18 protein-coding genes are annotated in these 20,816 nt (G+C 64.5%); 7 read left to right on the top strand and 11 right to left on the bottom strand.

What is annotated here, in order from left to right; translation table 11 throughout:
* Nucleotides 1–121: 121 nt before the first annotated feature.
* Genes hemC through VSR68_RS38440 form a run of 3 tightly spaced genes read left to right on the top strand, consistent with a single transcriptional unit; the run spans nucleotide 122 to nucleotide 4,352 of the window.
* Complete coding sequence (hemC, locus tag VSR68_RS38430; RefSeq protein WP_342944783.1) at nucleotides 122–1,105, top strand: hydroxymethylbilane synthase; 984 nt, start codon at nucleotides 122–124, stop codon at nucleotides 1,103–1,105.
* Nucleotides 1,105–3,159 carry a fused uroporphyrinogen-III synthase HemD/membrane protein HemX gene (gene hemDX / locus VSR68_RS38435; protein WP_342944784.1) on the top strand — a complete coding sequence of 685 codons (2,055 nt, stop codon included), beginning with the start codon at nucleotides 1,105–1,107 and terminating at the stop codon, nucleotides 3,157–3,159. Before hemC ends, hemDX begins: the two co-directional genes overlap by 1 nt.
* Nucleotides 3,160–3,161: 2 nt before the next feature.
* On the top strand, nucleotides 3,162–4,352 hold the full coding sequence (locus tag VSR68_RS38440; RefSeq protein ID WP_342944744.1) for a heme biosynthesis protein HemY: 1,191 nt from the start codon (nucleotides 3,162–3,164) through the stop codon (nucleotides 4,350–4,352).
* Between the two features lie 124 nt (nucleotides 4,353–4,476).
* Here VSR68_RS38440 and VSR68_RS38445 read toward each other — a convergent pair whose 3' ends face one another.
* From VSR68_RS38445 to VSR68_RS38455, 3 genes are all read right to left on the bottom strand, one after another.
* Nucleotides 4,477–5,793, bottom strand: a complete 1,317-nt coding sequence (locus VSR68_RS38445; RefSeq protein ID WP_342944745.1) for an MFS transporter — start codon at nucleotides 5,791–5,793, stop codon at nucleotides 4,477–4,479.
* A gap of 254 nt (nucleotides 5,794–6,047) precedes the next feature.
* Complete coding sequence (locus VSR68_RS38450) at nucleotides 6,048–6,806, bottom strand: SDR family oxidoreductase (RefSeq protein WP_342944746.1); 759 nt, start codon at nucleotides 6,804–6,806, stop codon at nucleotides 6,048–6,050.
* 97 nt (nucleotides 6,807–6,903) lie between these two features.
* Nucleotides 6,904–8,343: an aldehyde dehydrogenase family protein gene (locus VSR68_RS38455; protein ID WP_342944747.1), complete on the bottom strand. Its 1,440-nt coding sequence runs from the start codon at nucleotides 8,341–8,343 to the stop codon at nucleotides 6,904–6,906.
* A 343-nt stretch (nucleotides 8,344–8,686) separates the two neighbouring features.
* Here VSR68_RS38455 and ppa point away from each other — a divergent pair, with 343 nt between their 5' ends.
* Nucleotides 8,687–9,214 (top strand): inorganic diphosphatase, encoded by a 528-nt coding sequence (gene ppa, locus VSR68_RS38460; protein WP_087734441.1) that lies wholly within the window; start codon nucleotides 8,687–8,689, stop codon nucleotides 9,212–9,214.
* 76 nt (nucleotides 9,215–9,290) lie between these two features.
* Here the strand turns inward: ppa and VSR68_RS38465 are convergent, their stop codons facing one another.
* The 3 genes from VSR68_RS38465 to VSR68_RS38475 form a co-directional block, all read right to left on the bottom strand.
* Nucleotides 9,291–9,620 carry an H-NS family nucleoid-associated regulatory protein gene (locus VSR68_RS38465; RefSeq protein WP_342944748.1) on the bottom strand — a complete coding sequence of 110 codons (330 nt, stop codon included), beginning with the start codon at nucleotides 9,618–9,620 and terminating at the stop codon, nucleotides 9,291–9,293.
* 168 nt (nucleotides 9,621–9,788) lie between these two features.
* Nucleotides 9,789–10,097 carry a GIY-YIG nuclease family protein gene (locus tag VSR68_RS38470; RefSeq protein ID WP_342944749.1) on the bottom strand — a complete coding sequence of 103 codons (309 nt, stop codon included), beginning with the start codon at nucleotides 10,095–10,097 and terminating at the stop codon, nucleotides 9,789–9,791.
* Between the two features lie 9 nt (nucleotides 10,098–10,106).
* Entirely contained in the window at nucleotides 10,107–11,279 is a 1,173-nt protein-coding gene (locus VSR68_RS38475) for a GNAT family N-acetyltransferase (RefSeq protein WP_342944750.1), read from the bottom strand.
* 433 nt (nucleotides 11,280–11,712) lie between these two features.
* On the opposite strand from VSR68_RS38475, the gene VSR68_RS38480 reads away from it, so the two are divergent.
* Nucleotides 11,713–13,770, top strand: coding sequence for an NAD(+) synthase (locus VSR68_RS38480; RefSeq protein WP_342944751.1), 2,058 nt, complete (start codon nucleotides 11,713–11,715; stop codon nucleotides 13,768–13,770).
* 131 nt (nucleotides 13,771–13,901) lie between these two features.
* Entirely contained in the window at nucleotides 13,902–14,240 is a 339-nt protein-coding gene (locus VSR68_RS38485) for a P-II family nitrogen regulator (RefSeq protein ID WP_087734445.1), read from the top strand.
* Nucleotides 14,241–14,476: 236 nt separating this feature from the next.
* Here the strand turns inward: VSR68_RS38485 and VSR68_RS38490 are convergent, their stop codons facing one another.
* The 5 genes from VSR68_RS38490 to VSR68_RS38510 form a co-directional block, all read right to left on the bottom strand.
* Complete coding sequence (locus VSR68_RS38490) at nucleotides 14,477–15,628, bottom strand: porin (RefSeq protein WP_342944752.1); 1,152 nt, start codon at nucleotides 15,626–15,628, stop codon at nucleotides 14,477–14,479.
* A gap of 575 nt (nucleotides 15,629–16,203) precedes the next feature.
* On the bottom strand, nucleotides 16,204–16,989 hold the full coding sequence (locus VSR68_RS38495) for an ABC transporter ATP-binding protein (RefSeq protein ID WP_342944753.1): 786 nt from the start codon (nucleotides 16,987–16,989) through the stop codon (nucleotides 16,204–16,206).
* Between the two features lie 30 nt (nucleotides 16,990–17,019).
* On the bottom strand, nucleotides 17,020–17,733 hold the full coding sequence (locus tag VSR68_RS38500) for an ABC transporter permease (protein ID WP_342944754.1): 714 nt from the start codon (nucleotides 17,731–17,733) through the stop codon (nucleotides 17,020–17,022).
* Complete coding sequence (locus tag VSR68_RS38505) at nucleotides 17,730–18,419, bottom strand: histidine ABC transporter permease HisQ (RefSeq protein WP_342944755.1); 690 nt, start codon at nucleotides 18,417–18,419, stop codon at nucleotides 17,730–17,732. Before VSR68_RS38505 ends, VSR68_RS38500 begins: the two co-directional genes overlap by 4 nt.
* A gap of 330 nt (nucleotides 18,420–18,749) precedes the next feature.
* A complete protein-coding gene (locus VSR68_RS38510; protein ID WP_342944756.1) occupies nucleotides 18,750–19,526 on the bottom strand; it encodes an ABC transporter substrate-binding protein in 777 nt (258 codons plus the stop codon).
* Between the two features lie 545 nt (nucleotides 19,527–20,071).
* Between VSR68_RS38510 and VSR68_RS38515 the strand changes: the two genes are divergently transcribed.
* Nucleotides 20,072–20,779 (top strand): pirin family protein, encoded by a 708-nt coding sequence (locus VSR68_RS38515; RefSeq protein WP_342944757.1) that lies wholly within the window; start codon nucleotides 20,072–20,074, stop codon nucleotides 20,777–20,779.
* Nucleotides 20,780–20,816: the final 37 nt, after the last annotated feature.

Consider the following 20,816-nt stretch of genomic DNA (forward strand, 5'->3'; position numbering starts at 1 on the left):
CGTGCGCGAACCCGTCTCCTCCATCGAACTGCTTCGGCATGGCCGTGCGGCCAGCGAGAGGTTGCCGAAGCGCGTGCTAACATTGTTTGTTATCACATCCCGTCGTTCAATGACTCAATCAATGAATTCCGAGACGCTTGCGCTCACGCCGCCCACTACGCTCGTCATCGCGTCGCGGGAAAGCCGCCTTGCAATGTGGCAGGCCGAGCACGTGCGGTGTGCGCTGCACAAATTATATCCATCTTGCGACGTAAAAATCCTCGGAATGACGACACGCGGCGATCAGATTCTCGATCGCACGCTGTCGAAGGTAGGCGGCAAGGGGCTGTTCGTGAAGGAGCTGGAGAACGCGCTCGCCGACGGCCGTGCCGATCTCGCCGTTCATTCGCTGAAAGACGTGCCGATGGAACTGCCCGAAGGCTTTGCGCTGTCCACCATCATGGAGCGCGAAGACCCGCGCGATGCGTTCGTCTCGAACCAGTACGACACGCTGGCCGCGCTGCCGCCCGGCAGCGTGGTCGGCACGTCGAGCCTGCGCCGCGAAGCGATGCTCCGCGTGCGCTATCCGGAACTGATCGTGAAGCCGCTGCGCGGCAATCTCGATACGCGGCTCGCCAAGCTCGATCGCGGCGACTACGCGGCCATCATTCTTGCCGCCGCAGGGCTGAAGCGTCTCGGTCTCGCCGCGCGCATCCGTTCGCTGCTCGATCCCGCCGATAGCCTCCCCGCCGCGGGCCAGGGCGCGCTCGGCATCGAGATTCGCGCGGACCGCGCGGACCTCGCCGCGTGGCTCGCGCCGCTGCATCACGAGCACACGGCCGCCGCCGTCGAAGCGGAGCGCATGGTGTCGCGCGCGCTCGGCGGCAGTTGCGAAGTGCCGCTCGCGGCCTACGCGATCTGGCATGACGGCGCGCTGCATCTGCGCGGCATCGTCGCGACGCCCGACGGGCAGCGCGTGCTCTCCGCACAGGCCTCGGCGCCCGCGCCGACCACGGGCGCCGCGCTCGAACTCGGCCGCGAAGTCGCGAGGCAGCTCGAAGCGCAAGGCGCGCTGGACATCGTCCGCGCGCTGAGCACGGCGGCCGGCCCGGCGAATGCCCCGTGATGGCGGCCGGCTCGAATCCGACATCCGCTGATTCCCCGTCGACGGACGGCGCAGGCCCGTCGCGCGGCGCGCACCTGAGCGTCGTGCTGACGAGGCCGGCGGGACAGTCCGATACGCTCGCCAAGCTGCTGCACGACGCGGGTGTCGCGACCGTCGAATTTCCGCTGATCGAGATCGCGCCCGCCGACGACGAAGGCCCGCTGCGCGCGGCGCTCGCGTCGCTCGACCGGTACGCGCTCGTCGTGTTCGTGTCGCCGAATGCCGTCGACTACGCGTTCGCGCGCCATGACGCGATATGGCCGCATGCGCTGCCCGTCGGCGTCGTCGGTCCGGGCAGCGTCGCGGCGCTCGCGAAGCACGGCGTCGAAGCGCCCGCATACGCGGTGATCAGCCCGGGCGCTTCCGCCGACGACAACGATGGCGCGCGCTTCGACTCCGAAGCGCTGTACGCGGCGCTCGAAGCGTCGCTCGGCGAGAACGCATTCGAAGGCAAGCGCGTGCTGATCGTGCGCGGCGACGGCGGCCGCGAGTGGCTCGCCGACCGTCTGCGCGAAGCGGGCGCCGAAGTCGAGACCGTCGCGGCTTACCGGCGGCTCGTGCCCGAGCCGTCGATCGGCGCATGGTCGCGCGTTCATGCGCTGTTGTCCGGCGAATCGAAGATGCCGCACGCGTGGCTCGTGACCAGTTCCGAAGGCGTGCGCAATCTCGGCGAACTCGCGAATGACCATCTGACCGTCAGCGAGCAAGCGCAACTGAAACGCGCGATGTTCGTCGCGCCCCATCCGCGCATCGCGGAAACCGCGCGGGGATTGGGTTTTGATAGCATTACGGTGTCCGGTGCGGGCGATGAACGTATCGCGCGCACGCTGTTGTCCCTCGCTGTTCCTCCCGAAGTTCAACCGGTCCAGTCCAACCCGGCACAAGAACGCATGACTGATACCAACGCATCCACGAATCCCACGCCCAACTCCGCGCCGCGGCCCGCCACCACGCTGCCGCCGAATCAACCCTTTACGCCTTATGAAATGCAGCAACCGAAACGCGGCAAGGGCACGGGGCTGCTCTGGGTCGTCATCGCGCTGGTGCTCATCGTGGCCGTCGCGGGCGGCCTCGCGCTGAACCGCAGGGTGATCAAGCTCGATCAACAGCTGTCGCATCGCCAGCAGGCCAACGACGCGTCGACTGCCGAGCTGCGCGTGAAGACGGAGCAGGCCGTCGCGACCGTGCAGGCCGCGAACGCGCAGATCGCGCAGCTCGAAGGCAGGCTCGCCGACGCGCAGAACTCGCAACAGGCGCTGCAGCAGCAATACGCGGATCTCGCGCGCAATCGCGACGACTGGACGATGGCCGAAGTCGGCCAGATGCTGTCGAGCGCCAGCGAGCAGTTGCAGTTGACGGGCAACACGCAGCTCGCGCTCTTCGCGCTGCAAAGCGCGGACACGCGCCTCGCCGCCTCGGATGGCGCGCAGGCGCTGGCCGTGCGCAAGGCGATCGCGCAGGACATCGACAAGCTCAAGTCCGCGCCCTCGACGGATCTGACGGGCCTCGCGATCAAGCTCGACAATGCGATCGACCAGGTCGACCAGCTGCCGCTTTCCGGCGAGGCGCCCATCGCGCACGCGACGCCGCGTGCGGCCGAGCCGAAGGACGTCGACCGCGTCGCGGCCGCTACGGGCGAGCCGAAGTGGAAGGTGTGGTGGAACCAGTTCGTGACGGGCGTCGGCCAGCAGCTGACCAGTCTCGTGCAGGTGCGCCGCCTCGATCACGCCGACACGATGCTCGTGTCGCCGGATCAGGGCTACTTCCTGCGCGAGAACCTGAAGCTGCGTCTGCTGTCGGCGCGACTGGCGCTGCTCGCGCGTAACCAGACCACGCTCAAGTCCGATCTCAAGGCCGCGGACGACGCGCTCGCGCGTTACTTCGACGCGTCGTCGAAGAAAGTCCAGAACGCGCGCGATCTCGTGAAGGAAGTCGATCAGGGCTCGGGGACCGTCGAAGTGCCGAACCTGAATACGAGCCTGCAGGCCGTGCATCAGTACCGGAACCGGGGTTAATCATGGCGCTGCGTGGACTTCTCTGGCTCGCATTCCTGTTCGCGATCGCCGTCGTGCTTGCGCTCGTCGGGCGCTTCGACACCGGCCAGGTGCTGCTCGTCTATCCGCCGTATCGCGTCGATATTTCGTTGAACCTGTTCGTCGTCGGCCTGATCGTCACGTTCATCGTGATGTATGTGCTGCTGCGCATCGTGCGCAACATCTGGGGCATGCCGCGCCGCGTGGCCGCGTACCGCGCGCGTCAGCGCGTCGCGAAGGCGCATTCGGCGTTGCGTGACGCGATCGCGAATCTGTATGCCGGGCGCTTTTCGCGCGCCGAAAAGGCCGCGCGCGATTCGCTCGCGAATCCCGACAACAAGGGCGCGGCGGGCCTGATCGCGGCGAACGCCGCGCACCGGATGCACGAGTACGCGCGCCGCGACGAATATCTCGCGCAGATCGATGCAACCGACTGGCAGGATGCGCGTCTGATGGCGACGGCCGACATGCGCGCCGATGGCCGCGATGCCGATGGCGCGCTGCTCGCGCTCACCGAAATGCAGTCGCAGGGCGGCCGCCGCATTCACGCGCAGCAGATCGCATTGCGCGCGCAGCAGCAGTTGAAGAACTGGGGCGAAGTGCTCAAGCTCGTGAAGACGCTCGAAAAGCGCGAGGCGATTCATCCCGCCGTGGCCGTGCGTCTGCGTCAACTGGCGGCGGAAAACCTGTTGCGCGATCGCCGGCACAATGCCGACGCGCTGCTCGAACTATGGCATTCGCTGACGCCGACCGAGCGCCATTCGCCGCGCCTCGCCGATCTCGCGGCCGAGTTGCTGGTTGCGCTGAACCGTCCGCAGGAGGCGCGCAAGATCGTCGAGGATGCGCTCGCGCAGAACTGGGACGCGCGTCTCTTGCGCCGCTATCCGGATACGACGGGCGGCGACGCGCTGCCGTTGATCCAGAAGGCCGAAGGCTGGCGCAAGGAGCGCCCCGACGACGCCGATCTGCTGTTCACGCTGGGCCGTCTGTGCCTGCATCAGCAGTTGTGGGGCAAGGCGCAATCGTTCCTCGAACAGGCGCTCAAGCAAGCCGATAACGAGACGCTCAAGATCCGCTCGCACCGTGCGCTCGCGCGTCTGCACGAACAACTGGGCGATGCTTCGAAGGCAAGCGAGCACTATCGCGAGAGCGCGTTGGCGATGAATATCGTCTGATGGGCTGAACGGCTCGGGCCGCAGCTAGTGCAGATCGCGCGGTAGCGCAGATATAAAAAACCCTCGGTGACTGCGTAGTTACCGAGGGTTTTTTCTTGCGTGAAGCGCCGAGAACGGTGCGCGCCTACTTGTTCACGAGCCGCGCAGGCACGCTGATCGCGAGCAGTCCGCCGAGAATCATGAACGCGGCGAGCATGTACATGCCGGAGTCGGTGGTGGAGGTGATCTGCTTGAGCCAGCCCACCGCATACGGGCTCAGGAAGCCCGCGAGATTGCCGATCGAATTGATCATCGCAATGCCCGCCGCTGCACCCGTGCCCGCGAGGAACGACGTCGGCAGGCTCCAGAAGAGCGGCAGCGTCGTGATGATGCCCATCGTCGCGAGCGTGAGCGCGGCCATCGCGAGCGTCGTATCGTGCGCCCAGACGACGGACAACACGAGGCCGAGCGCGCCTGCGAAGCCCGGCAGCGCGACGTGCCAGCGGCGCTCGCGCGTGCGGTCGGCGCTGCGCGCGACGAGCACCATCGCGATGACGGCGGCGGCGAACGGAATCGCCGAAAGCAGGCCGATCATGAACGCATCGGTGACGCCCGTCGACTTGATGATGGTCGGCAGCCAGAAGCTCACGCCATACAGGCCCATTACGAACGAGAAGTAGATCAGGCTCATCAGCAGCACGCGCGGGCTCATCATCACCTTGCCGATCGAGTGATCCTCTTTCGTCGCCTCTTCGGCGGCGATATTGCGTTCGAGCAGTTCGCGCTCCTGCTCCGTCAGCCACTTCGCCTTCGAAATGCGGTCGTCGAGCACGACGAACACCAGAATGCCGACGATCACCGACGGTATGCCTTCGAGCAGGAACAGCCACTGCCAGCCATGCCAGCCGTTCGCACCGTTGAACGCCTTCAGGATGTAACCCGAGATCGGCCCGCCGACGACGCCCGAAATCGCGATGGCCGTCATGAACCATGTGGTCATGCGCCCGCGCCGGTGCGCCGGATACCAGTAGGTCAGGTACAGGATGATGCCGGGGAAGAAGCCCGCTTCCGCGAGACCGAGCAGAAAGCGCATCACGTAGAACATGGTGGGCGTGGTGACGAACATCGTCAGCATCGAGATGATGCCCCACGACACCATGATCCGCGCGATCCACACCCGCGCGCCGACGCGGTGCAGGATGATGTTGCTCGGCACTTCGAAGATGAAATACCCGATGAAGAAGATGCCCGCGCCGAAACCGTAGACGGCGTCGGAGAGGCCCAGGTCGGTGCTCATGCCGAGCTTCGCGAAGCCGACGTTCACGCGGTCAAGATACGCGACGACATAGCTGAGCATCAGAAGCGGCGTCAGACGCCAGGCGACTTTCCTGTAGGTCGCCTCTTCGAAAGTGGAAGGCGCGCCCGCGCCGGGATGGTGAAGCGGATTCGCAGGACTGGACACGCGTGTCTCCTATCGACCAGCGTTGGCGCTTGGCGCCTTACGCCGGTCCTATGTAAAGCTCGTTATTGTGGAAATGACGTACCGCCGTTCGCGATTCTAAACGTTCAATGCGCGCTGAAAAGCCGCTTGACGTCGGGGAAAACACCGAGTTATCAATGACTAACGCGCCTCTCGCAGCACGGCGGCAGTACGGCGCGCGGCGTGCGCCCGCGCATGGCCGGAACATCCTGCGCGGACGCACGCTGCATTCGCCGCTATACGCAGCGTCCGCCGTCCACTTCGAGACACACGCCCGTGATGAACTCCGCTTCGTCCGACGCGAGATAGAGCGCGGCGTTCGCGATGTCCTGCGGCGTCGAGAAGCGGCCGAGCGGAATGCCGGCCAGAAACTTCTGCCGGTTCTCCGGCGTGTCTTCGACGCCCATGAACTCCGTCAGCAGGCCCGTCTCGCCTATCACCGGGTTCACGCAGTTCACGCGGATGCGGTCAGGCCCGAGCTCGACGGCAAGCGCCTTGCTCGCGACGATCACGGCGCCCTTGCTGCCGTTGTACCAGACGAGGCCTGGGCGCGGCCGCACGCCCGCCGTCGACGCGATGTTGACGAACACGCCGCCGCCTTGTTCGCGGAAGTACGGGACGAACTCGCGCACGCTCCAGTAAATGCTCTTCACGTTGACGGCGTACACGCGGTCGAACTCGGCTTCCGTGACTTCGAGCACCGGCTTGTTCCGATGCGTGGTGCCCGCGTTGTTGACGACGATCTGCACGCTGCCGAAGTCTCCGATGGCGGCGGCGCGCAACGCGCTCCAGTCGTCCGCGCGTGTGACGTCGCCCGCGACGGCAATCGCCTTGCCGCCCGCCAGCGCGATCTCGCTCGCGACGCGCTCGGCCGCCGGACCGTTCAGATCGTTGACGACGACGTTCGCGCCTTCGCGCGCGTACGTTTTCGCGATGCCTTCGCCAAAGCCCGAGCCGCCGCCTGTGACGATGGCCGTTTTGCCTGTCAGCCGCATGATGTCTCCTCTGTCAATGGGAGTGAGGGCTGTTGCCCTTGCTCCCTGTCCATGAAAGATGGTTGCTGTTGTTGTGCGAATCGATTGGGGTTGCGCGTCAGCCGTGCTTGATTGCGACGGTCTTCAGCACCGTGAAGCCGTACAACGCTTCGAAGCCTTTCTCGCGGCCGTGTCCCGAATGCTTGACGCCGCCGAACGGCAACTCGACGCCGCCGCCCGCGCCATAGTTGTTGATGAACACCTGCCCCGAGCGCACACGTCTCGCGATGCGCAACTGGCGTGCGCCGTCGCGCGTCCAGATGCCCGCGACGAGGCCGTACTGCGTGCCGTTGGCCAACGCGAGCGCTTCGTCTTCGTCGGTGAACGGCAGCGCGGCGAGCACCGGGCCGAACACTTCTTCACGCGCGAGCCGGTGCGTGGGCGGCACGTCGCGCAGCAGGGTCGGCGCCTGATAGAAGCCGTCTTCCGGCGCCTCCGCGATCACTTCGCCGTGCGCCGCCATCGGGACGCTGTCGTGCTGTGCGTCCGACAGGAAGTCCCATACGCGGCGCTGCTGCTTCGCGCTGATCAGCGGTCCGCAGTCGAGATCGGCATGCGCCGGACCGACGCGTAGCTCGCTGAACGCCGTCGCGAGCCGGTCGAGCAGCGGCTCGTAGATGCTCCGCTCGATCAGCACGCGGCTGCCCGCCGAGCAGGTCTGCCCGGCGTTCTGCACGATCGCGCTGACGAGCGTGGGCAGCGCGGCATCGAGGTCGGCATCGGCGAAGACGATTTGCGGCGACTTGCCGCCCAGCTCCAGCGTGACGGGCACGTGGTTTTCGGCGGCCATCTGCGTGACGAGCTTGCCCGTTTCGGGCGAGCCGGTGAACGAAATGTGGTCGATGCCGGGATGGCGCGCGAGTGCCGCGCCTGCTTCGTGCCCATAGCCCGTGACGACGTTGAGCGCGCCCGCCGGCAGGCCCGCTTCGGCAGCGAGTTCGGCGACGCGCAGCACAGAGAGGCACGCGTCCTCGGCGGGCTTCACGACGCACGCGTTCCCCGCGGCAAGCGCCGCGCCCACGCTGCGCCCGAAGATCTGCATCGGATAGTTCCACGGCACGATGTGGCCCGTGACGCCGTGCGGCTCGCGGATCGTGAAGACGGTGTAGCCGTTCTGGTAGGGCAGCGTTTCGCCGTGCAGCTTGTCGGCGGCGCCTGCATAGAACTCGAAGTAGCGCGCGAGCGCGGCCGCGTCGCCGCGCGCCTGCTTGAGCGGCTTGCCCGTGTCGCGCGCTTCGATCTGCGCCAGCTCTTCGTGGCAGGCGGCGACGAGCATCGACAGCCGGTACAGCAGACGGCCGCGTTCGGCTGCGCTGGCGGCGCCCCACGCGCCGTCGTACGCGCGGCGCGCGGATTGCACGGCGGTATCGATGTCGGCGGCCGTGCCGCGCGCGAGCGTGGTGAACGGCTGGCCGTCGGAGGGATCGACGACGGGGATCGTCTCCCCACCCGATGACGCGGCCCAATCACCGCCGATGAAGTGTTTCGCTTCTTCCACACATGCTCCTTGCCTGAGGCGACAGAGGACGACCCACGAAAAAACGGGACAGCGGACGACGATGGCCTTGCGCGCATGACGGGCACAACGGATCCGTCGATCAGGACTGGCAGCGCGCGCGATGCGCGGCGACTAAAGACGGATGCCCGCACTACGGGCACGTCGCGAACGGAAGCCGCCAGTCGTAAGACGATTATCGCGCCGATCGCCACGAGGGTGTCATTGGCCGATTGGCTATAATGGCGCATTCCGCAGTGTCCGGGTTGCGGCGCCGCGTTCCGTATCGCGAACGCAGCGCGCGCCGCGCGCCATCTTTCACATTTCATCCTGATCAGAGAGCGCCATGAGCTTCAATCACGTCCCCCCTGGTAAAGACCTCCCGCAAGACTTCAACGTCATCATCGAAATTCCAGCGCAAAGCGATCCGGTGAAGTACGAGGCGGACAAGGAACTGGGCATGCTCGTCGTCGATCGCTTCATCGGCACGGGCATGCGTTATCCCGCGAACTACGGCTTCATTCCGCAGACGCTGTCGGGCGACGGCGACCCCGTCGACGTGCTCGTTATCACGCCGTTCCCGCTGCTGGCCGGTTCCGTGGTGCGCGCACGTGCGCTGGGCATGCTGCAGATGACGGACGAATCGGGCGTCGATGCGAAGCTGATCGCCGTGCCGCACGACAAGATCTGCCCGATGACGGCGGATCTGAAGTCGATCGACGACGTGCCGCAATACCTGAAGGATCAGATCAAGCACTTCTTCGAGCAATACAAGGCGCTCGAGAAGGGCAAGTGGGTGAAGGTCGAAGGCTGGGCGGGCGTCGATGCCGCCCACAAGGAAATCAGCGAAGGCGTCGCGAACTACAAGAAGTAATCGGCGCGCTGAAAGTCTGTTGGCAAAACGCTCCTTCGGGAGCGTTTTGTTTTTTGGGCGGCGACGCGGCGCGCCCTTACTGTGGACGCACTGTCGCGAGCCGCGTGCCGGCAAACGGGTCCTGGCGCCAATCGACGGTCGGGCGAGCCGCCGCTTTGGACCGCGTGGCGCGCTTCTCGATGGCGAAGTGCTCCATCGACTGACCGGCGCTGACGGCCTGGCTCAGCCACTGCGGCAGATTGCCTTTGCCGTCCCACGTATCGCCGGAAGCGCTGCGAAAGCGCGCCGATTTCTGGCGTGTGCGCTCTTCGGCGAGTGCCGCCGTGAGATCGGTGATCTTGATGCCGACTTGCGCCATGCGGCGGCGCAGATACGCAATCATGCTGTCACGCTTACGCTCGTCCATTTGCTTTCCCCTTGAGGTTGCTGCCAGGTAGAGGCACTGCGTCGGTATTGGTTCGGTGTGGGGAAGTATGCTTTCGGGTCAGAGGCGCGTCGAGGCGCGATTGTTGAAAACACTGTTGCTGCGCGGACAACGGCGCCTTCACGTCGGTTTCCAGATAAGGCTTCTGGATCACGCTTCCTCGGCGTCCGGCGCCTCTGCTTCGCTCGGCGCGGGCAGCACGGATTCGAGCGTCCGCATGCCCGACGCCAGCTCCCGCTTCTGCGCGGGCGCGAGCTGCTTGACGCGGTATTCGGCACGCAATGCGCTCGACCGGTCGGCGAGCTCGAACGACGCGAGCAGGCGCACGGGCTTGCGCGAGCGCGTGTAGCGCGCGCCCGTGCCGTTGCAGTGCTTGTCGAAGCGCGCCGCGACGTCGGTGGCGATGCCCGTGTAGACGCTGCCGTCCGAGCATTCGATCAGATACAGAAACCACGGCATCGCGCGCGCCTAGTCCTTGAACGGGTTGTGTTCGCGCAGTTCGTCGACGTACGCGTGGATGTGATTCTTCTCGCTGTCGAGAAACCGCGCGACGGCATCCGAGAACGCCGGATGCGCGAGCCAGTGCGCCGAGCGCGTGACGGTCGGCATGAAGCCGCGCGCCATCTTGTGCTCGCCCTGCGCACCGCCTTCGAACACGCCGAGCTTCCGCTCGATGCAGAATTCGAGCGGCTGGTAGTACGCGGTTTCGAAGTGCAGGCAGGGCACGTGTTCGAGCGCGCCCCAGTAACGCCCGTAGAGCGTGCCGCCCGCGTTTGCGCCGTCGCGCTGATAGACGACGAGCGAGCTGGCAATCGGCTTGCCTTCGTATTCGGCGATCACCAGCATCAGATTCTCGGGCATCGACGCACCGATCATCCGGAAGAAGTCGAGATTCAGATACGGACTCGAAAAATGCTCGCGGTACGTCTGCCGATAGCACTTGCTGAAGAAGCGCCATTCGGCGTCGCTGATGTCTTCGCCGAGCACGCGGCGAAACGTGATGCCCGCCTCGCGCACCTTGCGTCGTTCGGCGCGGATGTTCTTGCGCTTCTTCTGTTCGAGCGTCGACAGGAACTCGTCGAAATCGCGATAGCCTTCGTTGATCCAGTGGAACTGCACGCCTTCGCGCTGCATCATGCCGAGGTCCGTCAGCACCTGCGCTTCCGTTTCGGTGGGGAAGAGCACATGCAGCGACGACACGTCGGCCTGCTCGGCGAACGCGACCAGCGTGGCGGCGAGATGGCGCAGCGCGTGCTCGTCGGCGGCGATGAGGCGCGTGCCCTGCACGGGCGTGAACGGCACCGCGCACAGCAGCTTCGGATAGTAGGGCAGGCCGTTGCGCTTGTACGCGTCGGCCCATGCCCAGTCGAACACATATTCGCCATACGAGTGGCCTTTCGCGTAGACGGGCGCGGCCGCGGCCAGCTTGCCCGTGCGCGGATCGGTCAGCGTGACGAACTGCGGCGCCCAGCCCGTGTCCGCGACGGCGCATTGCGTCGCGTGCAGCGCGCTCAGGAATTCATGGCGCAAGAAAGGCGTCGGTTGCGCCTGCTGGCTGAGCAGCGCGTTCCACTCGGCGGCATCCACTTCGAGCGGCGAAGCGAGAATGCCCGCGCGGTAATCAAAACGTTCCTGGTTCAATCTGTTCGACCGTTGGCGATACTGTTGGCGCGTTCGCGTGGGCTCGCGACCCGACAGGACGGAGTGATGCCGATATGCGGGTGCTGCGCGCGCGGGACCCGTTCGCCTCGTTGCAACGGCGATTCGATGACAAGGCGCTTACTCCACCGTGTTAACTCCACCGCGTCCACCGCGGCGCGACGAACGGCCATGTTAATGCAAATGCGTGCGCGAAGTGCGCGGCGCGGTCTTCGCGGCGGGCGCGGCGATTGCGCGAAGGCTTGCGCGCACGCGATCGAGACCTGGAATGCGCTTACCGCTTATCATCTACGCTGTTCGATAGCAGCCGTATCGCGTGACCGCCTAGTCGTCCGATCGGTCCGGTCCAATCCATTCATTCGATCCGCTCGATCCGTTCAATTGGCCGACGCACGCGCCCGAAGGAATCTCTGACATGAAAGGCAATTTCTTTAACCTGTATTCGCATCGCTTTGCGCGCGTCGCGGTGGGCGTGCCGCGCTGCCGGGTGGCCGACCCCGCCTTCAACGCCGACGAGACGCTGAAGCTCGCGCGCGAAGCCGCCGCAAAGGGCGCGGCGCTCGTCGCGTTTCCCGAACTCGGCCTTCCCGCCTATACCTGCGACGATCTCTTTCATCAGGGTGCGCTGCTCGATGCATGCAAGACAGCGCTGGCAAAGATCGTCGACGCGTCGAAGAAGCTGTCCGCCGCGCTGATCGTCGGCATGCCGCTGAAGGTGGACCACAGCCTGTTCAACTGCGCGGTGGTCGTCGCGCGCGGCGCCGTGCTGGGCGTGGTGCCGAAGAGCTATCTGCCGAACTACGGCGAGTTCTACGAAGCGCGCCAGTACACGCCCGCCGACAGCGCCGTCGCGCGCGAGATCGATCTGCTCGGCGAGCGCGCGCCGTTCGGCGCGTCGTTGCTGTTCGAACTGACGGACGTGCCCGACTTCCGCTTTCACGTCGAGATCTGCGAGGACGTGTGGGTGCCCGTTCCGCCGTCGTCGTTCGCGGCGCTCGCGGGCGCGACGGTGCTCGTGAACCTGTCGGCGTCGAACATCGTGGTCGGCAAGTCGGGCTACCGGCATCAGCTCGTCGGCCAGCAGTCGGCGCGCTGTCTCGCGGCGTATCTGTACACGTCGGCGGGCCGCGGCGAATCGTCGACCGATATGGCGTGGGACGGCCAGGCGTTGATCTGCGAAAACGGCGAGATGCTCGCCGAGTCCGAGCGCTTTCTCGACGACTCGCACGTGATCTTCGCCGACGTCGATCTCGAGCGGCTCTCGCACGAACGCATGCGGCAGACGACCTTCGGCATGTCGGTGCAGCGTCACAAGGAAGAAGTGGCGAAGTTCAGGATCGTGCGCTTCGCGATCGATCACGATACGTCGCGCGCATTGCCGATCGAGCGCGAGGTCGAGCGCTTCCCGTATGTGCCCGCCGATACGCGGCGCCGCGATGAGCGCTGCAACGAGGTCTACAACATCCAGGTGCAGGCGCTCGTGCAGCGGCTGTCGGCGTCGGCTATCCAGAAGGTCGTGATCGGCGTGTCGGGCGGGCTCGACTCGACGCATGCGCTGCTCGTCTGCGCAAAGGCAATGGACCGTCTGAAGCTGCCGCGCACGAACATCATCGGCGTGACGATGCCGGGCTTCGCGACCAGCGACCGCACGCTGAATCAGGCGCGCGAGCTGATGGAAGTGGTGGGCTGCACGTCGATGGAAATCGACATCCGGCCAAGCTGCGAGCAAATGTTGAAGGACCTCGGCCATCCGTATTCGGCGGGCGAGGCGAAGTACGACATCACGTTCGAGAACGTGCAGGCGGGCGAGCGCACGAACCATCTGTTCCGCCTCGCCAATTTCCACAACGGCATCGTGATCGGCACGGGCGATCTGAGCGAGCTGGCACTCGGCTGGTGCACGTATGGCGTCGGCGATCACATGTCGCACTACAGCGTGAACGCCAGTGTGCCCAAGACGCTGATTACGCACCTCGTGCGCTGGGTTGCGGAGACGGGCGCGATCGGCAAGAGCGGTTCCGGCACGCTGCTCAACATTCTCGCTACCGAGATCAGCCCGGAGCTGGTGCCCGGCAAGGCGGCTGGGGCGATTGAACAGAAGACCGAGTCGTTCATCGGGCCCTACGAGTTGCAGGACTTCAACCTGTACTACATCCTGCGCTACGGCTTCGCGCCTTCGAAGGTCGCCTACCTCGCGCTGCACGCATGGCGCGACAAGGAGAAGGGCGGCTGGCCCGAAGGCGCGCACGTCGCGCGCAACGAGTACGACCTCGCCGCGATCAAGCGCAATCTCGGCATCTTTTTGTGGCGCTTCTTCAAGACGAGCCAGTTCAAGCGGAGCTGCGTGCCGAACGCGCCGAAGGTGGGCTCGGGCGGATCGCTGTCGCCGCGCGGCGACTGGCGCGCGCCTAGCGATTCGGAAGCGACCGTCTGGACCGATGATCTTGCAACGGTTCCGGATAAAGCCGCCTGAAATCCGTCGTTATCTGACGCCGCGTGCGCGCCGCTGCGCGCGGCGTCGTGCCCATGCTGGCAACGTGTGCAGCGCGGCGTAGAATCTAACGCATCTGAACCTTCCTTTTTCGAACCGAGACGAGGCCTGCCATGAAACGCATCACCGCCATCATCAAACCGTTCAAGCTCGACGAAGTCCGCGAAGCGCTCGCCGAAGTCGGCCTGACGGGGCTGACCGTCACCGAGGTCAAAGGCTTCGGCCGTCAGAAAGGACATACCGAGCTGTATCGCGGCGCCGAATACGTCGTCGATTTTCTGCCGAAAGTGAAGATCGAAGTCGTGGTCGCGAACAACCAGACCGATCAGGTGATCGATGCGATCATCGGCGCGGCGCGCACGGGCAAGATCGGCGACGGCAAGATTTTTGTCGCGGATGTCGAGCGCGTGATCCGCATTCGCACGGGTGAGGAGAACGAAGCGGCCGTGTAAGCCGCTCGCGCGCGTCTTGCTTTGCGAGCGTCGCGCGTCTCGTTGGACCGCGCGCCGGCGTTGCACTGCGCCGGTGCTTCGATGCACGAGCGGAGTGCCTTAGCTTCGGCCCGGAACTTCGCCGTCTGCGCAAATAAAAAAAGGTGCGACACCCTTTCGGACATCGCACCGATACGCGCCTCTCGCAGCAGCGTGAAAACCGTTTCCGTTAAAGCTTTTCTGTTTGCACCGTTCGATTAGAACGAGTGCTGGATACCTGCATACACGCCCGACTGGCTGTGACCCGGCAGCGGGTTGTCGGTTGCGACTGCCGTACCCGCGTTGTTCGCGTTCAGGCCGAAGTTAGCAGCCTTGCTGTTCTGGGTCGTTGCGATCTGAATGTCCAGCAGCGTGCGCTTCGACAGGTTGTACGAGCCGCCGATCGTGTAGATCGTCGCATTGCCGCCACCATTGTTGGCATTCACGTGGTAGACGGCCGCGATCAGCGCTGCTGCCGGCGTTGCTTGCCACGTCACGCCACCCCACTCGTGATCGAGCGTGGTCGGCTGGCCCGGCAGAACGTTCGTTGCGCCCGACGAGCGGATAGCCTGGTACGCAGCCTGAACCTTGAACTGGCCGAGGAACACGTTCACGAGAGCCGAGTATTCGCGCGATGCTGCGAACACGCCGCCTGCTGCGTTGCCCGTGTTGATCAGACCCGTTTGCGGGCCGTACAGGAAGCCGTTAGCCGGGTTGCGGATTTCGTCATAGATACCGCGAACCTGGAACAGCGACGAAGTGTAGGTCACTTGCGCACCGGCTTCGCGGCCTTGCGGCGTCGTGCCGTTACCGTTCCAGTTCGTCGCGTTCGACAGCGCGTATTGACCGTAGAAGTCAAAGCCTGCGATCTTCGGCGACTGGTAAGCGACGTTGTTGCTCGACTGCGGCCAGTTGCGGCCACGCACCAGCGATGCCGACGACCAGTTCGACTGACCGAACGGGTCGAAGTCCCACACGCCGTTCGAGATGAACAGCATGCGGCCCATCGTGAACGTACCGTATTGGTTGTTCGCGAAGCCGACCGTCGCCCAACGATTGAAGAGACCGCCGCCGCCAGGGCCTGCGCCCGTCATCGTGTTGAACGAGCCTTCCAACTGGAACACGGCCTTGGTGCCGCCGCCCAGATCTTCAGCGCCCTTCAAGCCCCACAGGCTGGTACCCCAGTCGCCGCTCTCAGCGCGGAAGCGGTGCGTGCTGCTCTGCGCGGCACCCGCTGCGTTCGGGTTCGTCGGCACACCCGTCATGTACTCCAGACCAGCGTCCAGACGCCCGTACAGCGTCACGCTGCTCTGTGCGTGTGCGGCAACGCCGAAAGTCAGCAGCGCTGCGGCAGCCAAAGCTTTCTTCATCTTCTCCTCCATACCCTGTCAAAAAGTAAAGCCAGTACTGCGAGTGGTGCCCGGACGCCAGCGGCGCCGAGCAGGAATCCCTTTCTGGGAGATGGGCGGGTGATCGGTTGTTTTGTCGATACAGCTTCGTGGCTGTCTGATCGTCACGCCGATCTCTCTCGCGACCGGTATCTCCTGTTCGTTTTGAAGTGAAACTACTTTTCTTGAACTTTGTTTTGCTACTTTCGTTACTAATTTAGCAAAATACCCCTCGGTTGGCGAATAAATTAGCGATGCTCGGTAAAGATGTCTCTAAATTGCAATACCACTGTGAGACAAGTGGCGCGACGAGGGCTTCGAACAGGGCTCCAGGCCTTGTCCGACAAGGGAAGCACGGGTGTTAACGAGTGGTGTCAAGGATTGCCACTATTGACGCGATAAATCGTCCGGAGTAGAGGCGTTCCGGAGCGTGGGTGGCGCAGATGTTGGGATGCCGAAGCTTTGATGCGGCGCAGGCGGGACAGTGAGGCGTCACGAGGGCAATAAAAAGGGCGCCGGTAAGCGCCCTGTAATACTACATAAACTACATCGCAGAACTATTTCAGACTGCCCGACAGGAACTGCTTGAGGCGGTCACTCTTCGTGTTCCTGAACACTTCGTCGGGATGGCCTTCCTCTTCGACGCGTCCCTGATGCAGGAACATCACGTGGTTCGACACGTTGCGCGCGAACGCCATCTCGTGCGTGACGACGATCATCGTGCGGCCTTCCTCCGCGAGCGTCTGCATGACCTTCAGCACTTCGCCGACCAGCTCGGGGTCGAGCGCGGATGTGGGCTCGTCGAACAGCATCACGTCGGGGTTCATCGTCAGCGCGCGGGCGATCGCCACGCGCTGCTGCTGGCCGCCCGACAGATGCGACGGGTATTGCTTCTCGAGGCGCGGCGCGAGGCCCACTTTCTCCAGATATGTGCGGGCGCGTTCCTCGGCATCCTTGCGCGACATGCCCAGCACGTGCAGCGGCGCTTCGATGACGTTTTCGAGCACCGTCATGTGCGTCCACAGGTTGAAGTGCTGAAACACCATCGACAGTTTCGTGCGCATCCGTTGCAACTGCTTCTGGTCCGACACGCGCAGCGCGCCTTGCTTGTCCTTCTGCGTGCGGATCTCCTGGCCGTCGACGAAGATGCGCCCGGAGTTCGGCTGCTCGAGAAAGTTGATGCAGCGGAGCATCGTGCTCTTGCCCGAGCCGGACGAACCGATCACGCTGATCACGTCGCCGCGGTTCGCGCGCAGCGTGACGCCCTTGAGAACTTCATTGTCGCCGTACTGCTTGTGCAGGTTGTCGACGAAAAGCATTTGCTGTGTGGCTTGAGTGTTCATCGGTTTCCTTGACTTGCTTATTCGCCGTACTTACTTGCCTTGCGGGCGCAGATAAGCGAGCCAGCGGCGCTCGGCGCGGCGGAAGAGCCAGACGAGCGAGAAAGAAATGATCAGGTAGAGCAGGGCGGCGATGCCGAAAGCGTTGAACGACTGGTACGTCGCCGAGTTGACGTCGCGCGCGATCTTCAGGATGTCCGGCACGGTCGCCGTGAAGGCGACGGTGGTCGCGTGCAGCATCAGGATCACTTCGTTGCTGTAGTACGGCAACGCGCGGCGCAGCGCTGACGGCAGGATCACGCGGCGATACAGCGTAAACTGCGACATGCCATACGCGCGCGCGGCTTCGATTTCGCCATACGCCGTCGCTTTGATCGCGCCCGCGAAAATTTCCGTCGTGTACGCGCAGGTGTTCAGCGTGAACGCGAGCAGCGTGCAATGCATGCCGTCGCGAAAGAACGCGTTGGTCAGCGCGTTCGAGCGAATGATTTCGAGGCTGTAGAGGCCCGTGTAGCAGAGCAGCAGTTGCACGTACAACGGCGTGCCGCGGAAGATATACGTATACAGCCACACTGCGCTCGCGAGCCATTTCTTCTTCGACACGCGCGCGACGGCGAGCGGTATCGACAGACAGAAGCCCAGGCCGATCGACACGACCAGCAGCCACAGCGTGATGACGACGCCCGTGAAGCGGTAGCCGTCGGTGAAAAGATAGTTGCGCCAGTATTCCTGGATCAGCTCGATCATAGTTCCGCCTTGCGCACGCCAGTCGAGTAGCGTTTTTCGAGGTACATCAGCACGAAGTTCGACACTGTCGTGATCACCAGATAGATCGCGCCGGCCATCAGCGTGAAGAAGAAGAAGCGCAGCGTGCCTTTGCCGGCGTCCTGTGATGCCTTGACGACATCCGCGAGACCGATGATCGACACGAGCGCCGTCGCCTTGACCATCACCTGCCAGTTGTTGCCGATGCCGGGCAGCGCGAAGCGCATCATCTGCGGGAACATGATCCGTGAGAACACTTGCCAGGCCGTCATGCCGTATGCGGCGCCCGCTTCGAGCTGGCCGCGCGGCACCGCGAGGAACGCGCCGCGGAAGGTCTCCGTGAAATACGCGCCGTAGATGAAGCCGAGCACGGCGACGCCGGCGACGAACGGATCGATGTCGATCTGGTCCCAGCCGAGCATGTCGGTGAGATTGTTCAGCCAGATCTGGATGCTGTAGAAGAGCAGCAGCATCAGTACGAGATCGGGGACGCCGCGCACGAGTGTCGTGTAGAGGGTGCCGATACCATACGACAGGCGGTTTTTCGACAGCTTCGCTGCCGCGCCGAGCAGACCGAGCAGGAACGCCAGCGCAAGCGACAGGATCGCCAGCTTGACGGTCTGCACCGTGCCGGCAAAGATGAGCGGGCCGTAGCCTTGAAAGAACATAGTGAGTCCTTGACGACGCTCCCGCGCGCCGCGAAAGACGCGGAACGCGTGCGCTGCGGCGGGTCGCGCGAAGGCCGATGCGATATCGCCTTCGATGTCTCCCATGCGGCGCACAGCATCCCGCTGTGCGAATCATGACTGCCTGGCCGTTGCCGGCCGGCAGCGCGTTTTCCAGCTTGTTTGTTACTGCCTGTTTGCTGCTGTGCTTGTTTGCTACTGCTTGTTTGCTGCTTTGTCCGACTGTATTACGAAGCCCGGCGACGGGCCCATCCGGGCCTGTCCCGAGCCTTTGCTGCGCGATGCCGGCGCAGACGGCTCGCCCATCGAAGCCTAGCGGCTCTGATAAATATCGACGTCGAAGTACTGCTTCTCGAGCCGCTTGAACGTGCCGTCCTGATGGATGTCGGCGAGCGCCTTGTTGAGCTTCGCCTTCAGCTCGCCGTCTTCCTTGCGCACGCCGATGGCCGTGCCTTCGCCGATCGTCTTCGGGTCCTTCACTTCCGGGCCGGCCCATGCGAAGCCCTTGCCGCGCGGCGTTTTCAGAAAGCCGGCGTCGGCCTGCAGTTCATCCTGCAATGAGGCGTCGAGGCGCCCCGTCGCGAGATCCGCGTACACCTGATCCTGGTTCTGATACGGCACGATCGTCACGCCCTTGGGCTCCCAGTACGCCTTCGCGTACGCTTCCTGCGTCGTGCCCTGCTCGACGCCGACGTGCTTGCCCTTCAGCGATTCAGCCGTCGGCAGAAGCGGCGAGCCCGCCTTCGCGATCATGCGCGCGGGCGCGTCGAACAGCTTGTCGGAGAAGTCGATCTGCTCGCGGCGCTTGTCGGTGACGGTCAGCGACGACACGATGATGTCGTACTTCTTGCCCTTCAACGCCGGGATGATGCCGTCGAAATCCTGTGGAATCCACACGCACTTGACGTTCATCTTCGCGCACAGCGCCTTCGTCACATCCACGTCGAAACCGATCATCTGGCCATTCGGCGCCATCGATTCGAACGGTGGATAACTGGCGTCGACCCCGATGCGCACGGTTTTCCATTCTTTTGCCATAGCCCCCGTGGCCATGACGGCGAGCGCTACGCACAGTGCGAGCTTCTTCATGTTTCTCCTGACTTCCCGATCGCCGCGGTGCCGTCCCGCGCCGGCGACCGCCCGCTGGTTGCCGGCCGTCGCCATTCTAGGCGGACAAAATAATGCTGCCCGGATTCGGGGCAAATTGACCGGCTTTGCCGCCGGTCCATTGGCCCGAGCCGCCTGCTGCTTGCCGGACTCATTCCCCACCCGGGCGGCCGCGAGGCGTGCTCCCCTTGCTGTCCGGCGGCGCGCGCCATGAGCGGCGATCCGTCCGGACGCGGCACGCGCGTCGACCCTTTCCAAAAAGCGCGGTATTTTACCCGAAGCCGGGCGTGGTGCCAGTAGCAATCGTGTGGCAGCCGTGCCGAAAAAGCCCTTTGCCGCCAGAGACATGCGTGCGCGGCGCGAGATCCCGGCACGCGCGCGGATGTCGTCGCGGCCGATGCGGCACGCATTGCGCAGCCGTTGTCATTGCCGTCATTTGCGGAACGATGCGGTGCGGCGGCGGCGATTGTTCCGGGCGCGCGTAGCCCATACATTCCCGTCATCGCCAATTTTCACGGGAGAGTCACATGATCACGATTCGCCGCTCCGACGAACGGGGCCACGCCAACCACGGCTGGCTGGACTCGAAGCACAGCTTCTCGTTTGCCGATTATTACGATGCCGAGCACATGCATTTCGGCCCGCTGCGCGTGATCAACGAGGATCGCATCGCGGGCGGGCAGGGCTTCGGTACGCACGGGCATCGCGACATGGAAATCGTCACGTATGTGCTGGACGGCGCGCTGTCGCATCGCGACAGCATGGGCAACGGCTCGACGATCCGTCCCGGCGACGTGCAGCGCATGAGCGCCGGCACGGGCGTGATGCACAGCGAGTTCAACGCGTCGCAGGAAGACCTCCTGCATCTGCTGCAGATCTGGATCATCCCGAAGCGCGCCGGCGATCAGCCAGGCTACGAGGAAAAGCGCTTCAGCGATGCGGACAAGCGTGGCCGTCTGCGCGTCGTCGTGTCGCCAGACGGGCGCGACGGCTCGGTGACGATTCACGCCGACGCATCGATCCACGCGGGCCTTTTCGACGGCGCGGAGCGCGCCGAGCATGCGCTCGCAGCGGGGCGCGAGGCGTATGTGCACGTCGCGCGAGGCGCGCTGACGGTGAACGGCGAAGCGCTGAAGGCGGGCGACGCGGCGATGATCGTCGATGCGTCCGTGGTCACGCTCGAGAACGGCGAGGGCGCCGAGGTGCTGCTGTTCGACCTGGGGCAGTTGCGTTAAGCGCCGGCCGTCGGCGGGTGTTGTCATCCGCGCGTTC

The sequence above is a fragment of the Paraburkholderia phymatum genome (assembly GCF_038900715.1).
GTDB lineage: Bacteria > Pseudomonadota > Gammaproteobacteria > Burkholderiales > Burkholderiaceae > Paraburkholderia > Paraburkholderia phymatum_A.

Bases quoted from the DNA above. Each gene is read 5' to 3' on its own strand.
- hemC (WP_342944783.1), top strand. From the start codon at position 122: ATGAATTCCGAGACGCTTGCGCTCACGCCGCCCACTACGCTCGTCATC.
- hemDX (WP_342944784.1), top strand. From the start codon at position 1,105: ATGGCGGCCGGCTCGAATCCGACATCCGCTGATTCCCCGTCGACGGAC.
- VSR68_RS38440 (WP_342944744.1), top strand. From the start codon at position 3,162: ATGGCGCTGCGTGGACTTCTCTGGCTCGCATTCCTGTTCGCGATCGCC.
- VSR68_RS38450 (WP_342944746.1), bottom strand. From the start codon at position 6,806: ATGCGGCTGACAGGCAAAACGGCCATCGTCACAGGCGGCGGCTCGGGC.
- ppa (WP_087734441.1), top strand. From the start codon at position 8,687: ATGAGCTTCAATCACGTCCCCCCTGGTAAAGACCTCCCGCAAGACTTC.
- VSR68_RS38465 (WP_342944748.1), bottom strand. From the start codon at position 9,620: ATGGACGAGCGTAAGCGTGACAGCATGATTGCGTATCTGCGCCGCCGC.
- VSR68_RS38470 (WP_342944749.1), bottom strand. From the start codon at position 10,097: ATGCCGTGGTTTCTGTATCTGATCGAATGCTCGGACGGCAGCGTCTAC.
- VSR68_RS38480 (WP_342944751.1), top strand. From the start codon at position 11,713: ATGAAAGGCAATTTCTTTAACCTGTATTCGCATCGCTTTGCGCGCGTC.
- VSR68_RS38485 (WP_087734445.1), top strand. From the start codon at position 13,902: ATGAAACGCATCACCGCCATCATCAAACCGTTCAAGCTCGACGAAGTC.
- VSR68_RS38490 (WP_342944752.1), bottom strand. From the start codon at position 15,628: ATGAAGAAAGCTTTGGCTGCCGCAGCGCTGCTGACTTTCGGCGTTGCC.
- VSR68_RS38495 (WP_342944753.1), bottom strand. From the start codon at position 16,989: ATGAACACTCAAGCCACACAGCAAATGCTTTTCGTCGACAACCTGCAC.
- VSR68_RS38500 (WP_342944754.1), bottom strand. From the start codon at position 17,733: ATGATCGAGCTGATCCAGGAATACTGGCGCAACTATCTTTTCACCGAC.
- VSR68_RS38505 (WP_342944755.1), bottom strand. From the start codon at position 18,419: ATGTTCTTTCAAGGCTACGGCCCGCTCATCTTTGCCGGCACGGTGCAG.
- VSR68_RS38510 (WP_342944756.1), bottom strand. From the start codon at position 19,526: ATGAAGAAGCTCGCACTGTGCGTAGCGCTCGCCGTCATGGCCACGGGG.
- VSR68_RS38515 (WP_342944757.1), top strand. From the start codon at position 20,072: ATGATCACGATTCGCCGCTCCGACGAACGGGGCCACGCCAACCACGGC.